Below are 17,109 nucleotides of genomic sequence, written 5' to 3' on the forward strand. Positions count from 1 at the left end.
GTTGCCGCAGTATGAGCGACCCCGCCGAGGTCCGTTTCAGGCGGCCAGGAAGCGCTCCGCCAGCAGCACCCAGTAGGCCGACCCGATCGCGACGTTGTCGTCGTTGAAGTCATAGCCCGGGTTGTGCACCATGCACGCGCCGTGGCCGTCTCCCTCTCCAGCACCGTTGCCGATCAGCAGGTAGCTGCCCGGCACTTTTTCGAGCATGAAGGCGAAGTCTTCGCTGCCGGAGAGCGCCGGGCCTTGCAGCGTGACGCGATTGGCGCCGACCAGTTCGACCGCCACCTCGCGGGCGAAGGCGGTTTCATCGGGCGTGTTGACCAGCACGGCATAGCCCGGCCGCCAGTCGATCCTGGCAGTGACGCCGAAGCTTTCGGCCTGCGCGGTAATCACCGACTTGATGCGCTGCTCCAGCACCGCGCGGACTTCGCGGTCGAGCGCGCGAACACTGAGTTCCATCGTCGCGCTCTGCGGAATCACGTTGTTGGCCTTGCCGGCGTGCAGCGCGCCCACCGTGACGACCGCCATCTGTAGCGGGTCGACGTTGCGGGACACGATGGTCTGCAGTGCCATCACGATGCTCGCCGCCGCCACGACCGGATCGGCTGTACGGTGCGGCAATGCGCCGTGGCCACCGATGCCGGTGAGCGTGACCGTGACGTAGTCGGACGAGGCCATCGCCGCCCCTTCGCGCAGCACCAACTCGCCTTGCGGCACGCCGGGCATGTTGTGCATCGCGAAGATCGCATCGCACGGGTACTTGTCGAAGAGGCCGTCCTGCATCATCCGCAGCGCGCCGCCGCCGCCTTCCTCGGCGGGCTGGAAGATCAGGTTCAGCGTGCCGGTGAAGCGGCCGCGAAGGGCCAGATGGTGCGCCGCCGCGAGCAGCATGGCCGTGTGGCCGTCGTGGCCGCAGGCGTGCATCACGCCCTGGTGGCTGCTGGCGTAGGCCAGTCCGGTGGTCTCGTCGATCGGTAGGGCGTCCATGTCGGCGCGCAGGCCGAGCTGCCGCGCGCCGTTGCCGCGCCGCAGCCGTCCCACGACGCCGGTGCCGCCGAGGCCGCGCTCGACTTCGTAGCCCCATTCCTTGAGTTTCGAGGCCACCAGTTCGGAGGTGCGGTGCTCGTCGAAGGCCAGTTCGGGGTGATGGTGGATGTCGCGTCGCAGGCCGATGAATTCATCCGCCTGCTGGTGCAGCGCGTCTAGCAGGGTCGCAGTCGTCATGGTGTTCCTTACTGGGGCTGCAGGTTGATGGACTTGGCAATGGCGCGGTAGCGCGCAATCTCGGCATCGTAGAACTTCGCTGATTCGGCCAGCGTCATCGGCGGCGAGGCCAACTGCGTCTGGGCCGCCAGTTGCGATCGTACGCCGGGCTCCTGCAGCGTGGCACCGATGGCCTTGTGCAGGCGCTGCACGACATCCTCCGGCGTGTTCTTCGGCACCATGAAGCCGCTCCAGATCTTGTACGAGAAGTCCTTCAGCTCCTTGCCTTCGCTGACCGCCGGCACGTTCTTGAGCAGTTCCGAACGCTGCGCGCCGAGTTGGCCGATCACCTTGAGCCGGCCTTGATCGGCCAGGGCGCCCATGCCGGCGCTGTAGACCAGCACGGCGAAGTCCACCTGCCCGCCGCCGATGTCCTGCAGAAGCGGTGCGTTGCCCTTGTACGGCGCGTGGATCATCTGGGTGCCCGTGCGGTGCTGCACGTCCTCGAGGATCAGGTGATAGAGCGAGCCGATGCCCACGCTGCCGTACGTCAGCGGCTTGTCCTTGGATTTGCGGGCGAGCGCGATGAGTTCGTCGACGTTGTTGGCGGGCAGGTCCTTGCGAGCGACGAAGACCATCACCGCATCCGTCACCGGATGGACGAGCCGGAAGTCCTCCGCCTTGAGCTTGACGGCTGCATTGGCGAGCGGCGACAGGATCACCTCGTTGGGCGAGCCCTGAAAGAGGTAGTAGCCGTCTGCGGGCGCCGCGAGCACCTTCTGGGCCGCCAGCGCGCCGGCGACGCCGCCGAGGTTCTCGACGACCACCTGCTGGCCGAGTTCCTTGCCGAGCGGCACGGTGAAGATGCGCGCCGCCGCGTCGGACGGCCCGCCGGCGGGGTAAGGGACCATCAGGTTGACGGGCTTGGTCGGGTAGCCCTGGGCGAGGGCTGCGCCCGCGGCCAACAGCAACAGGCCGGTGACGATCGAACGCTGGAGGAACGGCTTCATAGGACTCCTGGGTGGCGCTGCGTGGGCGCCTGTGGGATGACTGGCTCGGCGGTGGCGTCCTGATGTGCAGACGCTAAACGCATCGTAGGAGCGCTGCAAAAGAACATCCAATGCATTGTTGTTGGATTTAGCATTACTTCAATGCATACCAGGCGAAAATCGACGCCATGACGCTCGTTCAACTCCGCCACCTGATCGCGCTCGCGGAGAGCGGGTCATTCAGCAAGTCCGCGCAGGCGCTGTACATCACCCAGCCGGCACTCAGCCGTAGCATCCGCGCGCTGGAGGATGAACTGGGCATGCCCCTGTTCGACCGCGTCGGGCGGCGCAGCGAACTCACCTCCTTCGGCAATGAGGTGGTGTCGCGCGCCCGCCAACTGGTGTTCGAGGCCGGCGAACTGCGCGACAGCGGCCGGCGGATGCGCGAAGGGGAGGGCGGCGTGCTTCGCATCGGCATGGGTTCGGGCCCCGGCGCGATGCTGATGACGCCGCTGCTGATGCGCATGGCGAAGCGGCATCCGAAGGTGCGGGTGGTCGTGGCGCGCGGCGGCACCGACCTGCTGGCACAGGCCCTGCGCGCGCGAACGCTCGATGCGCTGGTGGTCGATGCCCGTTCGCTGGATCCCGCCGCCGACCTGGAGGTGAGCGAATTGCGCGAGATGCGAGGCGTCTTCATGTGCCGTCGCGGCCACCCGCTCACGCGCCTGCGCAAGGGCGTGACCTTCGAGGCCGTGCAGCGCTACCCCGTCGCCTCCACGCCGCTGAGCGAGGAGGTGGCGCGCAGCCTGATCGAGACCTACGGCCCCGACGCACACCCCGAGCATTGCGTGACCCTGCAGTGCGAGGAGGTCGCGAGCCTGATCGACGTGGCGCGGCGGAGCGATGCGGTGCTGCTGGCCATTCGCGCGGCCGCCCCCGATCTGGTCGAGCTGAAGATGACGCCGCCGATCGAAAGAGTCGCGCGCTTCGGGCTCGTGACGCTGCGCCGGCGCACCGAGGCGCCGGGGTTGTCGATCGTGCGGGAGTTGATCCAGGAGCTGATGCACGACTGAGACCGTCGGGCACCGGACGCCGGCGCATTTGACCGCGGCGCGGCATTCATGGATAACTCGCCTCGGAGACATCGCTCGAACGCCGGCCACAACGAAAGAATGCCATGAGCCAATTCCGCATCGAACACGATCTGCTTGGCGACCGCGAGGTGCCTGCCGAGGTGTATTACGGCGTGCACACGCTGCGCGCCCAGGAGAACTTCCAGATCTCGGGCACGGTGATCTCCGCCTATCCCGAACTCGTGACCGCGCTGGCGTCGGTGAAGCAGGCCGCTGCCGAGGCCAACGCCGAATTGGGTCTGCTGCCCGAAACGAAGCTCAACGCCATCGTCGCGGCCTGCGAGGAGATCCGCAAAGGCGCGCTGCGCGACCAGTTCGTCGTCGACATGATCCAGGGTGGCGCCGGCACCTCGACCAACATGAACGCCAACGAGGTGATCTGCAACCGGGCGCTGGAGATCCTCGGGCACCAGCGCGGCGAGTACCAGCACCTGCACCCGAACGAAGACGTCAACATGGCGCAGAGCACCAACGATGTCTATCCGACTTCGCTGCGCATCGCGACCTGCTTTGCCATCGACCGCCTGCTCGTGGCGATGGACCGGCTGCGCGGCGATTTCGCCGAGAAGGCGGTCGAGTTCGCGCCGCTGCTGAAGATCGGCCGCACCCAGTTGCAGGACGCCGTGCCAATGACGCTGGGCCAGGAGTTCTCGACCTATGCCGTGATGCTGGAAGAGGACATGGCCCGCTTGCGCGAAGCGTCCTTGCTGATCCGCGAGATCAACCTCGGCGCGACGGCGATCGGCACCGGCATCACCGCGCACCCCGAGTACGCGGCCAAGGCGCTGAAATCATTGGTGCGCATCACGGGCATCGAACTCAGCACCGCGCCGAACCTGATCGAGGCGACGCAGGATTGCGGTGCCTTCGTGCAGTTGTCGGGGGTGCTCAAGCGCATTGCAGTGAAGCTGTCGAAGACCTGCAACGACTTGCGGCTGCTGTCGAGCGGCCCACGCTCGGGGCTGGGCGAGATCAATCTGCCGGCGATGCAGGCGGGTTCTTCCATCATGCCGGGCAAGGTCAATCCGGTGATCCCGGAAGTCGTCAACCAGGTGGCGTTCGAAGTGTTCGGAAACGACCTCACGGTGACTTTCGCCGCTGAGGCCGGGCAACTGCAGCTGAATGCCTTCGAGCCGATCATCGCAACGGCATTGTTCCGCAGCTTCAAGCACCTGACGAATGCCTGCAACACCTTGGGCGAGCGCTGCGTTCGAGGCATCACTGCCAACCCCGATCGACTGAAGGAGAGCATCGAGCGCTCTATCGCGCTCGTGACGGCGCTCAACCCCATCATCGGCTACAAGGAAGCGACCGAGGTCGCGGCCGAGGCCTACGCCAACGGAACCAATGTGCGCGAGGTCGTGTTGCGACGCAAGCTGATGACCGAGGACGAACTGGAGCAGGCGCTGCGCCACGAGGTGTTGACTCAGCCGCGCGTCTACGAGCAGACCCAGCGCAAGCACTGAACGTGCGAGGGAGCGTTCGCGTGCAGTGCGGCCTCAGTTGGCCGTGATCTTCCGCTCGCGGACGATGGCGCTCCACTTGGCGTCCTCGCTCCTCATGAACGCGGTGAGTTCGGCGCGCGAGGTCGGCTGCGGCGTCAGGCCGTGCTTGTTCAACGCGTCCTTGACGCCGGGATCGTTGAGCACCTTGACGATCTCCACGTTCCAGCGGTCGAGGATCGGCGCCGGCGTCTTGCCGGGGGCGACGAATGCATACCAGTTCAGTGCCTCGAAGCCGGGGTAGCCCGATTCGGCCACCGTGGGGATGTTGGGCAGGTAGGCCGGGCGCTTCAACCCCGTCGTCGCGAGCGGGATCAGCTTGCCGGCCTCCACGTAAGGCATCGCGGTCGGTGGCGCCGAGAAGTACGAGGCGATCCGCTGGCCCAGCAGGTCGGTGAGAGCGGGGGCGCCGCCCTTGTACGGCACGTGCACCATGTCGACGCCGGCGCGCTGGTTGAACAACTCGCCCGCCAGGTGCGAGGCAGAGCCGGCGCCGGTGGAGGCGAAGTCCACGCCGCCCTGCTTTTTCTTGGCGAGGGCCACGAACTCGGAGAGGTTCTTCACGCCCAAGCCCTGGTGCACCACGAGCACGTTCGGAAAGTTCACGCCGCCGGACACTGCTGCGAGGTCCTTGAACGGGTCGTAGCCGACCTTCATCACGTGCGGCGCGATGGTCAGGGGGCCGATCGAGCCGAACAACAGCACCGAGCCATCGGCGGGAGCGCTGGCGACCTGCTGGTGCGCGATGTTGCCGCCCGCGCCGGCCTTGTTGTCGACCACCACGCTCTGGCCGATGTTCTCGGCCAGCTTCTTGGCGATCAGGCGCGCTGCCGCATCGGCCGCACCGCCGGGCGCGAAACCGACGACCAGCGTGACGGGCTTCGAAGGAGGGAAGTCCTGGGCATGGCCGACGCCTGCCAGGGGCAAGGCGGCGATGGCCAGCGTCATGGCGCTCAGCAGTTGGCGTTTGTTCATCGTGATCTCCGGGTGGGTTGTCTTGTTGTCAGTCGGCGCCCAGCCCGATCGGGTTGGGTTGGCGTTTCTCGATCGCGTGGCGCAGCAGCGAGGCGGTGCGGAAGACGCCGTGCCCGAACTTGCCATAGGGGAGCGTGGCGAACAGGGCCATCACCGCGCCGAGGTGCAGACACAACAGCACCGCCAGTGCAGGTGTGCCGCGGCCCAGCCACAACGCCAGGCCGGTGGCGCTCGTCAGAAAGAGCAGGGCGATGAATCCGAGGTCCATCGGCTTCTGTGCCACGTCGCCGTGCAATGGATGGCGACGGCGGTTCAGGCGCCACAGGCCTGCGGTGCCCACCATCAGGCTCAGGCCGCCCGCCACGCCCAGCAGCTTGGGAAGGCTGGGCAGGTCGTACGGTGCGATCCAGCCGAACACATAGTGATAGACCGTCGCCAGCGCGGTGGCTGCAAAGCACAGCATGAAGCCGTAGAAGGTGAAGTGGTGATAGCGCCGCCGCGAGAGCGTGTACGCGTCGTCTTCGTTGTTGCAGCCCTGGCCGTGCCCGCCGTCGAGGTACTTGAGCCGCAGGACCGCATCGGTGGCCTCGGCAGCGGCGGGCGCGCTCAGCGGCGCGCCACTCGTCGCCGGTGTCACGTCGCGCCAGAAGCGGCGAACGCCCATGGCCAGGGCCACTGCCGCGAACAGGAAAACCGGCGCGAACAGGCTGACCAGCAGGTTGTGCGGGAACAGCTTGTAGAAGTTGCCTTGGAGGTTGCCGCCCCACAACGTGCCGTTCATCGCAACGGCCATGATCAGGAACAGCGCCAGCCCCGCCGCCACTGCGAGCGACAGGGTGAGCCCGTTGCGCTGATACAGCTTGCCCAGCGCGGGCGGCCACGCATAGTCGACATAGGTCTGCCCGCGCACTTCGGCCATCGCTTTCGGCACGTTGACGGCGAACTCGTGCGGCGGCGCGTACTGGCAGGCGTGCAGGCAGGCGCCGCAGTTGTGGCAGAGGTTGGCGAGAAAGTGAATGTCGGCCATGCCGAACTCGAGCCGGCGCGTCATGGCGGGGAACACCGCGCAGAAGCCTTCGCAGTAGCGGCAGGCATTGCAGATCTGCATTTGCCGTGCGACTTCGGTTTCGTTCGCTGTGAGGATCGGGATCACGGTGCGCCCGCCAGTGGCGAGCGACGCGGCTTCGCGCGTGAGGGCTTCAAGCTGTTGCATGGTGGTCCGTTCTGGTCGACTTGGCGTTGATGGCTGCCTCGGCCGCGCGCGTGCCGGCGATGCGCCCGAATGCGGTGCCGATGGCCATGCCGACGCCAGCCGTGTAGCCCTTGCCGAGCACGTTGCCGGCCATCATTTCGCCGGCAACGAAGAGGTTGTCGCTCGGCACGCCGTCGAAGTGCACCGCTGAGTCCTCGTTGACCCTCAGACCCAGGTAGGTGAAGGTGATGCCGGGCCGCAGCGCATAGCCGTAGAACGGCGCGGTGTCGATGGGGCGCGCCCAGTGCGTCTTGGCGGGCGAGAGTCCTTCGGTGTGGCAGTCATCGAGTTGAGTGTGATCGAAGGTGCCAGTGCGGCAGGCGGCGTTGTAGGCCTCGACCGTGGCCGTGAAGCGGGCTTCATCGAGTCCGAGTTGGCGCGCGAGTTCGGGCAGCGAGTCGGCCCGCGTGCCCGGGAACACCGGCGGCATGAAGCGGCCGACGGCCTTCGCGTCGATGATCGACCACGCGATCTGGTCGGGCTGCTGGGCGACGAGCCGGCCCCAGATGGCGTAGCGCTTGGGCCAGAAATCCTCACCCTCGTCGTAGAAGCGGTCTGCGTTGCGGTTGACCACCACGCCCAGCGATACGCAGTCGATGCGCGTGCAGATGCCGCCGTCGTACAGCGGGGCGCGCGCATCGATCGCCACCATGTGCGCCTGTGTCGGATCGCCGATCGCGTCGGCGCCTGCATCGATCATGTGCTTGAGCAGCACGCCCGTGTTGAAGCGGGTGCCGCGGATCAGGAAGTTGTCGGCCGGCCATTCGCCGCGCTCGTTCTGGCCCCAGGCCTCGCGCAGCCATTCGATGTTCGACTCGAAGCCGCCCGCGGCCAGCACGCAGGCGCGGGCCGCGATGCGTTCGCCGGTGCCGGTGCGGACTGCGATGAAGCGGCCGTCCTGCATTTCCACCGACACCACTGGCGTGTCGTAGCGGACTTCGACGCCCAGCGCCTCCGCGCTGCGGAAGTAGGCATTGACCAGCGCCTTGCCGCCGCCCATGAAGAAGGCATTGGTGCGCGCCACGTGCAGCGCCCCCGACAGCGGTGGCTGGAAATGCACGCCATGGCTTCGCATCCAGTCGCGGCAGTTCGAGGACGCGCGGATCGCCATGCGCGCGAGGTGCTCGTTGGTCTGGCCGCCCGTGACCTTCAGCAGATCCTGCCAGTACTCTTCTTCGGGGTAGGCCTCTACCAGCACGTCCTGCGGCGAGTCGTGCATGCAGCGCAGGTTGCGCGTGTGCTGCGAATTGCCGCCTCGCCATTCGCGCGGCGAGGCTTCGAGCAGCAGGACGCTGGCGCCGGCCTCGCGTGCCATGAGCGCAGCGCACAGCGCAGCGTTGCCGCCGCCGACGACCAGTACATCGATCACGTTGTCTCTCCTTGTGGGGTCAGGAGACTGTAGGGAGTCGGCCCTTCACGCGAAAGGGCGGTTCGGGCAACGGGTGTTCAGTTTTCGAGAAGACTCGCGCCGGCCCAGCGCCCTTCGCGCACCAGCGTGCGCGCCGTGTCAGCCATCACCACGCGGGTGGCCAGTGCGGCGGGAGAGAGTTCGTCGTCCGACAGGCTTACCAGCAGGTTGCGGCGACCGACATGCGCGTCGGTGATCTGGCTGCGGTGTAGGTCTTCCGCGGGATGACGTGCCGTCGCGGCACCGGGCTGGATGGTTGCGCCCTGGCCGGCAAGCACTGCATCCATGAGCAGGGCGAGGCCGTCGATTTCCGCGACGACGGTCGGCTCGACGCGCGCTCGCGCAAAGGCCGCCGCCAGCGTCGCGCGCAGTCCGTGGCCGGCACTGGGCAGGATGAGCGGCACGCCGGCCAGTTGAGACAGGCGAACCTTGGCGCCGGCCGGTCGCTTCGCCAGCGTGGGCGAAGCGATCACGTACAGCTTTTCGTCGAGCAGCGGGGAGACGCTCCAGCGGCGCGGCGTCTCGGTCTGGAACAGCACGGCGAGATCGAGTTGCCGCGACTCGAGCATGGTCGCGAGATGGCCGGAGAGCGATTCCACCAGATGCAGACGCACGTCCGGATAGCGTTCGCGCATCGCTTGCATCAGCGGCACGCCGAGCACCGAAGCCGTGGTCGGTGCGAGGCCCACGCTCACGTGGCCCGAGAGGCGCGCCTGCTGCGCGGCGCGAATCGCATCGTCGGCGTGACGCAGTGTGAGTTGAGCCTGGTGCAGAAAGGCCACGCCCGCGTCGGTCGGCGTCACGCCCGTCGATGCGCGTTGCAGCAGGCGGGTGCTGAGTTCGCTTTCGAGGCGGCTGATCTGCTGGCTCAGGGCCGAGGTGACCACACCCAGTTCGACCGCCGCCCGGCCCATGCTGCGCAGCTCGCAGACCTTGACGAAATAACGTAGCTGTCGCAACTCCATGAGGGGCAGTGTAGGGTCAGCGCGTCAGCGCGTCGGCGCGCGCCGGATCGGGTGCGGCCCGCATGCTCGAGGCGCTGGCGGGATCAGAGGTGGCTGCACTCGGGCGCCACGCGGTCCAGCGCCTCGATCAGCTTGGCCGTCAGGCGCAGGCTGTAGTCCTCGGTCGGGTGGACTTCGTCGATGAGCTCGACCGGGCCTGCCGACCCGAAATCGGCGAACTCGACGTCCATGTCGCGCGCCAGCCTCTTCGCTTCGTCGTCGATGCGGTCGCGGCCCGCGAGCTTGTCCGGCGTCATGAAGTCGTTCGGCGTCTGGCGCGAGTAGCCGGTCAGCACCGGAATCTTGCCCTCGAAGCGGACGGCTTCGATCATCCACGGCAGGTGGGTTAGCACGGTGCCGCCGGACCATCCTTCGGCAATGCCGCTCTCGATCACGACCACGCGGGCGTCCCGAGGATCGTTGTGAAACCCCTTGGCCACTTTCGCCAGGGACTGGCCCGGTACCGTACGGTCGTCGATGCGCCAGGCAGGCCGCTGCGCCTTGAGTTCCGCCGCTGGATGGCGCGCGTGGCGCATCGACAACTCTTCCTTGACGTAGGAGCCGTTGAGGATCGAGTCGCCGTACAGGACCACGGAACAGTCGGGGGAGGCCTTGTCAGGCATCGGCTGGGCGGCTGCGATCACGGCGGGCGCCACCGGGACCGGGCCGGCTGCATCCGTTGTGCCTGCGCTCTTGCCGCCGCAGGCGCTGAGTGCCATCGAGACGGCGAGGAGGGTGGCAGAAGCGGATTTCAAGCTGGTACTGAGGCGGGTGCTCGTGCGGCCTCTGCGCGGGAGCGGATATCTTGTGCAAAACAAGGGAAAAGAATGCGAACGAAATGACACGTGACGCGTAGGACCTGGCGCCATGCCAAGCGACGAGTTCGGACCACGAATGTGGCTGGACGAGACCAACGAAAAAGTCCTGCTACCGGGGAGATAGCAGGACTTCTTGCTTCGATTGGTGCCGGAGAGATGAATCGAACACCCGACCTTCTCATTACGAATGAGCTGCTCTACCGACTGAGCTACACCGGCTAAGCCTTCGATTATAGCGGGTCGTGATAGCGAGTCAGTCGCTCGACCTCATTTTTTGATCCCAACACAACGGCCACGCGTTCGTGGAGCTTCGACGGCTCCAGGTCGAGGATGCGCTTCTTGCCGTTGGTGGAGGCGCCGCCCGCCTGTTCGACGATCCAGCTCATGGGGTTGGCCTCGTACATCAGGCGAAGCTTGCCGGCCTTTTCGGGCTCGCGCTTGTCCCAGGGGTACATGAAGACGCCGCCGCGCATCAGGATCCGGTGCACGTCGGCCACCATGCTGGCGATCCAGCGCATGTTGAAGTCCTTGCCGCGAGGGCCTTCCTTGCCGGCCAGGCATTCGTCGATGTAGCGCTTCACCGGGGCGTCCCAGTGGCGCATGTTGCTCATGTTGATCGCGAATTCTCTGGTGTCGGCAGGGATCTGGATGTCTTCTTGCGTCAGCGTGAAGGAGCCCTGTTCGCGGTCGAGCGTGAACATCGCGACCCCGTTGCCGACGGTCAGCACGAGCGTGGTCTGCGGGCCGTAGATGCAGTAGCCGGCCGCCACTTGCTTGCTGCCGGCCTGCAGGAAATCGGCTTCCTGCACGCCGGGCGTGTCGTCGGGCTTCTTGAGCACGCTGAAGATGGTGCCGATGCTGACGTTCACGTCGATGTTGCTCGAGCCGTCGAGGGGATCGAACAGCAGCAGGTATTCGCCTTGAGGATAGCGGTTGGGAACGACGTAGATGCTGTCCATCTCCTCGCTCGCCATCGCGGCGAGGTGGCCGCCCCATTCGTTGGCTTCGATCAGCACCTCGTTGGCGATGATGTCGAGCTTCTTCTGGATTTCGCCCTGCACGTTCTCGCTCTCGGCGGTGCCGAGCACGCCGCCGAGCGCTCCCTTGTTGACGGCCTGACTGATGCTCTTGCAGGCGCGAGCCACCACTTCGAGCAGCAGCCGCAGCTGGCCGGGGATGAGGCCGTCGGCGCGTTGCTGTTCGACGAGGTAGCGGGTGAGTGAAATCTTCTGTTGAGCCATGTGGTTGGAATTCCTTGATGGGGTCAGGCCGTCAGCGCGCGGGTGACGACCTCGTGCGTGTCCTTGCTGAGGTCCGGGCGAGCGGCGACGCGGGCGATGGCCTCGCGGGCGGCGCTGCGATAGGGTTCCGCCAGCTTGCTCCAGCGGTCGAGAGCACGGGCGAGGCGTGCCGCAACCTGCGGATTGATCGCGTCGAGTTCGATCACGCGGTCGCTCCAGAACACGTAGCCGGCCGCATCGGGGCGGTGCAGTGCGCCAGGGTTGGCGCTGCAGTAACTGAAGATCACGCTGCGTGCGCGGTTCGGGTTCTTGATGGAGAAATCCGGGTGCTTCATCAACTGCTTTACCAGCGGCAGGATGTCGCCGCCGCGGTCGGGTGCGCCGGCCTGCAGCGAGAACCACTTGTCGATCACGAGTGCTTCGTTCTTGAAGATCTCGTGGAAGCGCGCGAGCGCCTGCGCCGCCAATGCGTGGCCGGAGGAGACCAGTGCGTTGAGGGCGTTGAAGCGATCGGTCATGTTGCCCGCATCCTTGAAGCGCTGCAGCGTCCTGCCCGGCCAGACCGCGTCGCCCGTGGCGCGCGCGCCAAGGCACAGGTGGGTCAGCGCAATGGCGGCCAGCGCGCGACGGCCCGAAGACACGGGGTCAGGCGCGTACGCGCCGGTGTCGTGGTTCTGCTCGTACACGTGCTCCCAGTCGGCGAAGAGGGCGGTGGCGAGTTGCGCGCGCATGGCTTCGCGTACGGCGTGCACGCGCTGCGGATCGACCACTTCCAGTTGCTCGGCGATGTACGTTTCCGAAGGGAGCGTGAGTACGAGTTCCTTGAACGCGGCATCGAGCGTCGGATGGCGCAGCACGCCGCGCATCGCATCGACGAAGGCATCGTTCAGCGGCAGCTCGTGGGTGCCGGCCGGTGGCGTCGCAATGGCGCGCACCGCGGCGCGCAGCGCAAGGCGTTGGCTTGCTTCCCAGCGATTGAACGGATCGGGGTCGCTGGCCAGCAGCGTGAGCAACTGGGCGTCGGTGTACTCGTAGTCGAGGATCACCGGCGCGCTGAAGCCGCGCAGGATCGACGGCACGGGCTCGGCGTCGATGTTGACGAACGTGACCTGTTCGCCTGCGCGCGTCAGCACGAGGGTCCGGGTGCCTTCGACGGCGTTCGGTTCGCCTTCGAGTTGCAACGGCAGTTCGCGTCCGTCAGCGCCCAGCAGGCCGATGTTGACCGGGATCACGAACGGATCCTTAGACGGCTGGCCCGGTGTGGGCTGGCAGCTTTGCACGAAGCTCAGTGTGTAGCTGCGCGCGGAGGCGTCGTACACGCCGTGCGCGGCGAGACGCGGAGTGCCCGCCTGGCTGTACCAGCGCTTGAACTGGGGCAGCAGGCGCGCGAGGTCCGATTCGGGATTGGCGTCGGCAATCGCCTGCGCAAAGTCGTCGCAGGTCACGGCCTGCCCGTCGTGGCGCTCGAAGTACAGCGTGATGCCGCGCTCGAAGCCCTTGCGGCCGACCAGCGTCTGCATCATGCGAACGACCTCCGCACCCTTCTCGTAGATCGTGACGGTGTAGAAGTTGCTGATCTCGATGTAGCTGTCGGGCCGCACCGGATGGGCCATGGGGCCCGCGTCTTCGGGGAACTGCGCGGTGCGCAGCACGCGCACGTCCTCGATGCGCTTGACGGCGCGTGCCGAGGCGTCGGCGCACAGGTCCTGGCTGAACTCCTGGTCGCGGAAGACGGTGAGACCTTCCTTGAGCGAGAGCTGGAACCAGTCGCGGCAGGTCACGCGGTCGCCGCTCCAGTTGTGGAAGTACTCGTGGCCGACCACGCTTTCGATGTTGCTGTAGTCGGCGTCGGTAGCGGTGGCCTGGTTGGCAAGAACGTACTTCGTGTTGAAGATGTTCAGGCCCTTGTTTTCCATCGCGCCCATGTTGAAGTCGCTGGTCGCGACGATCATGAAGCGGTCGAGGTCCAGCGGCAGGCCGAAGCGGGCTTCGTCCCACATCACCGAGTTGATCAGCGAGTTCATCGCATGCTCGGTCTTGTCGAGGTCGCCGGCGCGCACGTAGACCTGCAGCAGGTGCTCCTTGCCATTGCGCGCCTTGATGCGTTGCTCGCGCGCGACCAGCTTGCCGGCGACGAGCGCGAACAGGTAGCTCGGCTTGCGGAAGGGGTCGACCCACTTCGCGAAGTGGCGGCCTTCGGGCAGGTCGCCCTGCTCGACGAGGTTGCCGTTGGAGAGCAGCACCGGGTACGCGGCCTTGGCCGCGCGCAGCGTGACGGTGTAGCTCGCCATCACGTCCGGACGGTCGAGGAAATAGGTGATGCGGCGGAAGCCTTCGGCCTCGCACTGCGTGAAGAAGGTGTCCTCGCTCACGAACAGGCCCATGAGCTTGGTGTTCTTCACCGGGCAGCAGGTGGTGAAGATCTCCAGCTCGAAGGCATCGGGAAGGTTGTCGATCACGAGCTGGTCGACATCCATGCGGAAGGACGCGCCCTGGCCGTCGACCAGCACGCGTGCCAGGTTCAGCTCGTCGCCGTCGAGGCGCAGGGGCTCGGGCGCCACGTCGGTATTGCGACGCAGGCGCATGCGATTGAGCACGCGGGTCTTGGCGGGGTCGAGGTCGAAGGTGAGGTCGACGGTGTCGATCCAGTAGGCAGGCGCGCTGTAGTCCTCGCGACGGATCGCGATCGGTTGGCCTTGGGCATCACGCAACAGCATCGAGTGTCTCCAGAAAGTTTGAGTTGGCTAGTTCGTTGTAGTCACGCACGGCCGCAATCACGTGCGGCCCTGCGAGTTCGGAGGCGCTGTGGGTGGTGCATACCGCGACCGCGAGCATGCCGCCGCGGCGCGCGGCCTCGATGCCGAAGGGCGCGTCTTCGAAGACGACGCAGCGCGAAGGCGCCGCGCCGATGCGGCGGGCGGCTTCGAGAAAGATGGCGGGTTGCGGCTTGCCTGGAAGGCCTTCGTCGCCGCCGACGATGGCGAGCGGGGCAGGCGTCATGCACAGGTTCGACATCGTGAACGCGATGTTGTGCTTGTCGCCCGCCGTGCCGACCGCGATCTTGAGGCCGCGCGCGACGGCGCTGCTGGCAAAGGCGCGAAATCCTGCGACCTCGCGGAACTCGGCGCCGAAGAGCTCGCGGTAGATGGATTCCTTCTGGTGCGTGATCTCGGCGCTTTCGGCGTGCGTGACCTCGCGGCCCATCAGCTCGCACGCGCATTCGAATGCCGTGCGCCCGGTGGTGCGGCGCATGAAATGCGGCACGTCGATGTCGAGGCCGTTGCGGCGCCCGTACTCGACCCATGCCTTGGCATGCCAGGGCATGGAGTCGACCATGGTGCCGTCCATGTCGAAGATCAGTGCTTCCACCTTGTGCGTCGCGCCTTGCATCAGACCCCTTGTTTCAAAGAGGCTTCGATGAAGGCGTCCAGATCGCCGTCGAGCACCTTTTGCGTGGCCGAGATTTCGACGTTGGTCCGCAGGTCCTTGATGCGGCTGTTGTCCAGCACGTAACTTCGGATCTGGTGGCCCCAGCCCACGTCGGTCTTGCTGTCCTCGAGCTTCTGCTGCTCTTCCTGGCGCTTGCGCATCTCGTGGTCGTAGAGGCGCGAGCGCAGGCGCTTCCAGGCGACGTCGCGGTTGCTGTGCTGGCTGCGGCCGTCCTGGCACTGCACCACGATGCCGGTCGGTATGTGCGTGAGCCGGACGGCCGAGTCGGTCTTGTTGATGTGCTGGCCGCCGGCGCCGCTGGCGCGGAAGGTGTCGGTGCGCACATCGGAAGGGTTGATCTCGATCTCGATCGAGTCGTCGATTTCCGGGTAGACGAAGATGCTCGCGAAGCTGGTGTGGCGTCCGCCCGAGGAGTCGAAGGGCGACTTGCGCACGAGCCGGTGCACGCCGGTCTCGGTGCGCAGCAGGCCGAAGGCGTAGTCGCCCTCGACCTTGATGGTCGCGCCCTTGATGCCGGCGGTGTCGCCCGGCGTCTCGTCCTCGATCTGCGTCTTGAAGCCCTTGCGCTCGGCGTACTTCAGGTACTGGCGCAGCAGCATGCTGGCCCAGTCGCAGGCTTCGGTGCCGCCGGCGCCGGCCTGGATGTCGACGAAGGCGTTCAGCGGATCGGCCGGGTTGTTGAACATCCGGCGGAATTCGAGCTGCTTGATGTCGGCTTCGAGCTTGGAGGCGTCATCGGCGATGGACTGCAGGCCGTCCATGTCGCCTTCTTCCTTCGACATCTCGAACAGTTCGGTGTTGTCCGAAAGCCCGCTGGTGAGCCGGTCGAGCGTGACGACCACGTCGTCGAGCGACTTCTTTTCGCGGCCCAGTTCCTGGGCCTTCTTCGGGTCGTTCCAGACGTTGGGATCTTCGAGCGATGCGTTGACCGTCCTCAGACGTTCGGCTTTGGCATCGTAGTCAAAGATACCTCCGTAAATCGGCGGTCCGGGCGCTCAGGTCTGCGAGGGTTGCGCCGATTTGGTTGATTTGCTCTGCATCCATGGGGTGTCCTGACGGTGTTCGGGGAAAACCGTGCATTTTCTCATGCCGGGCAATGCCCGGTCCGATGGGGGCGGAGCCGGCGGAAGGGCCTTTCAACTCGCGAAGAAACTCTCGATCAGCGACGCCACGCGCGCGGGCTGGTCGTGGTGCAGCATGTGACCGGCATCCTCGACACGGGCGATGCGGGCGTCGGGCACCTTCTTGAGGCGCTCGTGGTACTCGGCCAGGGTGTAGCGGCCTTTCCACCATTGGCCGAGGCTGTCGTCCGATGCTTCCACCGCCAGAACTGGCGCAGCGATGGCGGCGTACAGCGCCAGCATCTCGTCGCAGCGGAAGATGTGAGCGTTGATGATCTTGTGCGCCGGATCTCCCAGGATTTCCCACCGGTCGCCGCCGTCCGCGTGCGGCCGCGGGGCGGACCAGTGGGCGGCGAGCCAGTCGGCCCTGTCCTGGGAGAGGCGCGGATTCGTCTTCATGAGACGCCGCGCGACGCCGTCGACCGCGGAATAGCTCGCCAGCGCCTTCTCGCCCCGATGCAGGCACTTCTGTTCGTCGATCCATTTGGCGTAGCGCGCGGGCGCCTGGTCGGGCTCGAAGGTGGGCATTCCGAAGCCTTCGAGGTTGACCAGCCGGCGAATTCGCTGCGGGCGGACGCCTGAATATTGCATGGCGACATTGCCCCCCATGCTGTGGCCGACGAGGTCGACGGCGGTGTCGCCCGCATAGTGGTCCAGCAGCCAGTCGAGGTCGGCCAGGTAATCCGGCATCCAGTAGTTGTCGACGTTGCCGCCGGCCGTGAGGCCGAAGCCGCGCCAGTCGGGCGCCAGGACCCAACGCGATTCGGCCAGCGCGTCGACCACGAACTGCCAGGAGGCAGCAACGTCCATCCAGCCATGCAGCAGGACCAGCGGCGGCCGAGCGGGCGCGGGCTCGCCCCACGTGCGCACGTGGTAGCTCAGATTGCGGACGGGAACGAATTCGCTGCGCGAAATGCGGAGGGCTTGGTACATCGGTGTCGATGATAGGGATGCGGCCGCGGCCGCGCAGTCAGGTGCATGACACGGCAACGCGTCTGCGCGCCAGCAGGTAG

General features: G+C 66.4%; 14 protein-coding genes and 1 tRNA gene. 2 read left to right on the top strand and 13 right to left on the bottom strand.

Features of this window, described 5'->3' with window-relative positions; genetic code table 11:
• Positions 1-36: 36 nt before the first annotated feature.
• Together QTI24_RS26455 and QTI24_RS26460 are read right to left on the bottom strand one after the other, a co-directional pair.
• On the bottom strand, positions 37-1,224 hold the full coding sequence (locus QTI24_RS26455) for a M20 aminoacylase family protein (protein WP_286604413.1): 1,188 nt from the start codon (positions 1,222-1,224) through the stop codon (positions 37-39).
• 8 nt (positions 1,225-1,232) lie between these two features.
• On the bottom strand, positions 1,233-2,213 hold the full coding sequence (locus QTI24_RS26460) for a tripartite tricarboxylate transporter substrate binding protein (protein ID WP_286604414.1): 981 nt from the start codon (positions 2,211-2,213) through the stop codon (positions 1,233-1,235).
• Positions 2,214-2,380: 167 nt separating this feature from the next.
• On the opposite strand from QTI24_RS26460, the gene QTI24_RS26465 reads away from it, so the two are divergent.
• Both QTI24_RS26465 and aspA read left to right on the top strand, forming a co-directional pair.
• On the top strand, positions 2,381-3,265 hold the full coding sequence (locus tag QTI24_RS26465; protein ID WP_286604416.1) for a LysR family transcriptional regulator: 885 nt from the start codon (positions 2,381-2,383) through the stop codon (positions 3,263-3,265).
• Between the two features lie 104 nt (positions 3,266-3,369).
• Entirely contained in the window at positions 3,370-4,791 is a 1,422-nt protein-coding gene (aspA, locus tag QTI24_RS26470; RefSeq protein ID WP_286604418.1) for an aspartate ammonia-lyase, read from the top strand.
• A 33-nt stretch (positions 4,792-4,824) separates the two neighbouring features.
• Here the strand turns inward: aspA and QTI24_RS26475 are convergent, their stop codons facing one another.
• From QTI24_RS26475 to QTI24_RS26525, 11 genes are all read right to left on the bottom strand, one after another.
• On the bottom strand, positions 4,825-5,802 hold the full coding sequence (locus QTI24_RS26475) for a Bug family tripartite tricarboxylate transporter substrate binding protein (protein WP_503011319.1): 978 nt from the start codon (positions 5,800-5,802) through the stop codon (positions 4,825-4,827).
• A 28-nt stretch (positions 5,803-5,830) separates the two neighbouring features.
• Positions 5,831-7,015, bottom strand: a complete 1,185-nt coding sequence (tcuB, locus tag QTI24_RS26480; protein WP_286604419.1) for a tricarballylate utilization 4Fe-4S protein TcuB — start codon at positions 7,013-7,015, stop codon at positions 5,831-5,833.
• Positions 7,002-8,423 (bottom strand): FAD-dependent tricarballylate dehydrogenase TcuA, encoded by a 1,422-nt coding sequence (gene tcuA / locus QTI24_RS26485; RefSeq protein ID WP_286604420.1) that lies wholly within the window; start codon positions 8,421-8,423, stop codon positions 7,002-7,004. The genes tcuB and tcuA overlap by 14 nt, the downstream gene beginning before the upstream one ends.
• Before the next feature lie 77 nt (positions 8,424-8,500).
• Positions 8,501-9,427, bottom strand: a complete 927-nt coding sequence (locus QTI24_RS26490) for a LysR family transcriptional regulator (RefSeq protein ID WP_286604422.1) — start codon at positions 9,425-9,427, stop codon at positions 8,501-8,503.
• Between the two features lie 83 nt (positions 9,428-9,510).
• Complete coding sequence (locus QTI24_RS26495) at positions 9,511-10,221, bottom strand: SGNH/GDSL hydrolase family protein (RefSeq protein ID WP_286604423.1); 711 nt, start codon at positions 10,219-10,221, stop codon at positions 9,511-9,513.
• A gap of 206 nt (positions 10,222-10,427) precedes the next feature.
• Positions 10,428-10,503: transfer RNA gene (locus QTI24_RS26500), tRNA-Thr, on the bottom strand.
• Positions 10,504-10,514: 11 nt separating this feature from the next.
• Positions 10,515-11,525 carry a class 1 fructose-bisphosphatase gene (locus QTI24_RS26505; RefSeq protein WP_286604425.1) on the bottom strand — a complete coding sequence of 337 codons (1,011 nt, stop codon included), beginning with the start codon at positions 11,523-11,525 and terminating at the stop codon, positions 10,515-10,517.
• A gap of 23 nt (positions 11,526-11,548) precedes the next feature.
• The gene (gene pepN, locus QTI24_RS26510) at positions 11,549-14,242 is read right to left on the bottom strand and encodes an aminopeptidase N (RefSeq protein ID WP_286604427.1); all 2,694 of its coding nucleotides are present in this window, start codon (positions 14,240-14,242) and stop codon (positions 11,549-11,551) included.
• Positions 14,229-14,915: an HAD family hydrolase gene (locus QTI24_RS26515; RefSeq protein ID WP_286604428.1), complete on the bottom strand. Its 687-nt coding sequence runs from the start codon at positions 14,913-14,915 to the stop codon at positions 14,229-14,231. The genes pepN and QTI24_RS26515 overlap by 14 nt, the downstream gene beginning before the upstream one ends.
• Positions 14,915-16,019, bottom strand: a protein-coding gene (gene prfB / locus QTI24_RS26520) for a peptide chain release factor 2 (protein WP_286604429.1) whose coding sequence is annotated in 2 segments (ribosomal slippage) — positions 14,915-15,937 and positions 15,939-16,019 — 1,104 coding nt in all. Because the reading frame shifts where the segments join, the coding sequence is not laid out codon by codon here. The genes QTI24_RS26515 and prfB overlap by 1 nt, the downstream gene beginning before the upstream one ends.
• A 92-nt stretch (positions 16,020-16,111) precedes the next feature.
• Positions 16,112-17,029 carry an alpha/beta fold hydrolase gene (locus tag QTI24_RS26525; protein WP_286604431.1) on the bottom strand — a complete coding sequence of 306 codons (918 nt, stop codon included), beginning with the start codon at positions 17,027-17,029 and terminating at the stop codon, positions 16,112-16,114.
• Positions 17,030-17,109 lie beyond the last annotated feature (80 nt).

The organism is Variovorax sp. J22P240, from assembly GCF_030316855.1.
In the GTDB taxonomy this organism is placed as follows: Bacteria; Pseudomonadota; Gammaproteobacteria; order Burkholderiales; family Burkholderiaceae_C; genus Variovorax.

Coding starts and splice junctions, on each gene's coding strand:
- QTI24_RS26455 (WP_286604413.1), bottom strand. CDS start 1,224: ATGACGACTGCGACCCTGCTAGACGCGCTGCACCAGCAGGCGGATGAA.
- QTI24_RS26460 (WP_286604414.1), bottom strand. CDS start 2,213: ATGAAGCCGTTCCTCCAGCGTTCGATCGTCACCGGCCTGTTGCTGTTG.
- QTI24_RS26465 (WP_286604416.1), top strand. CDS start 2,381: ATGACGCTCGTTCAACTCCGCCACCTGATCGCGCTCGCGGAGAGCGGG.
- aspA (WP_286604418.1), top strand. CDS start 3,370: ATGAGCCAATTCCGCATCGAACACGATCTGCTTGGCGACCGCGAGGTG.
- QTI24_RS26475 (WP_503011319.1), bottom strand. CDS start 5,802: ATGAACAAACGCCAACTGCTGAGCGCCATGACGCTGGCCATCGCCGCC.
- tcuB (WP_286604419.1), bottom strand. CDS start 7,015: ATGCAACAGCTTGAAGCCCTCACGCGCGAAGCCGCGTCGCTCGCCACT.
- QTI24_RS26490 (WP_286604422.1), bottom strand. CDS start 9,427: ATGGAGTTGCGACAGCTACGTTATTTCGTCAAGGTCTGCGAGCTGCGC.
- QTI24_RS26505 (WP_286604425.1), bottom strand. CDS start 11,525: ATGGCTCAACAGAAGATTTCACTCACCCGCTACCTCGTCGAACAGCAA.
- pepN (WP_286604427.1), bottom strand. CDS start 14,242: ATGCTGTTGCGTGATGCCCAAGGCCAACCGATCGCGATCCGTCGCGAG.
- QTI24_RS26515 (WP_286604428.1), bottom strand. CDS start 14,915: ATGCAAGGCGCGACGCACAAGGTGGAAGCACTGATCTTCGACATGGAC.
- QTI24_RS26525 (WP_286604431.1), bottom strand. CDS start 17,029: ATGTACCAAGCCCTCCGCATTTCGCGCAGCGAATTCGTTCCCGTCCGC.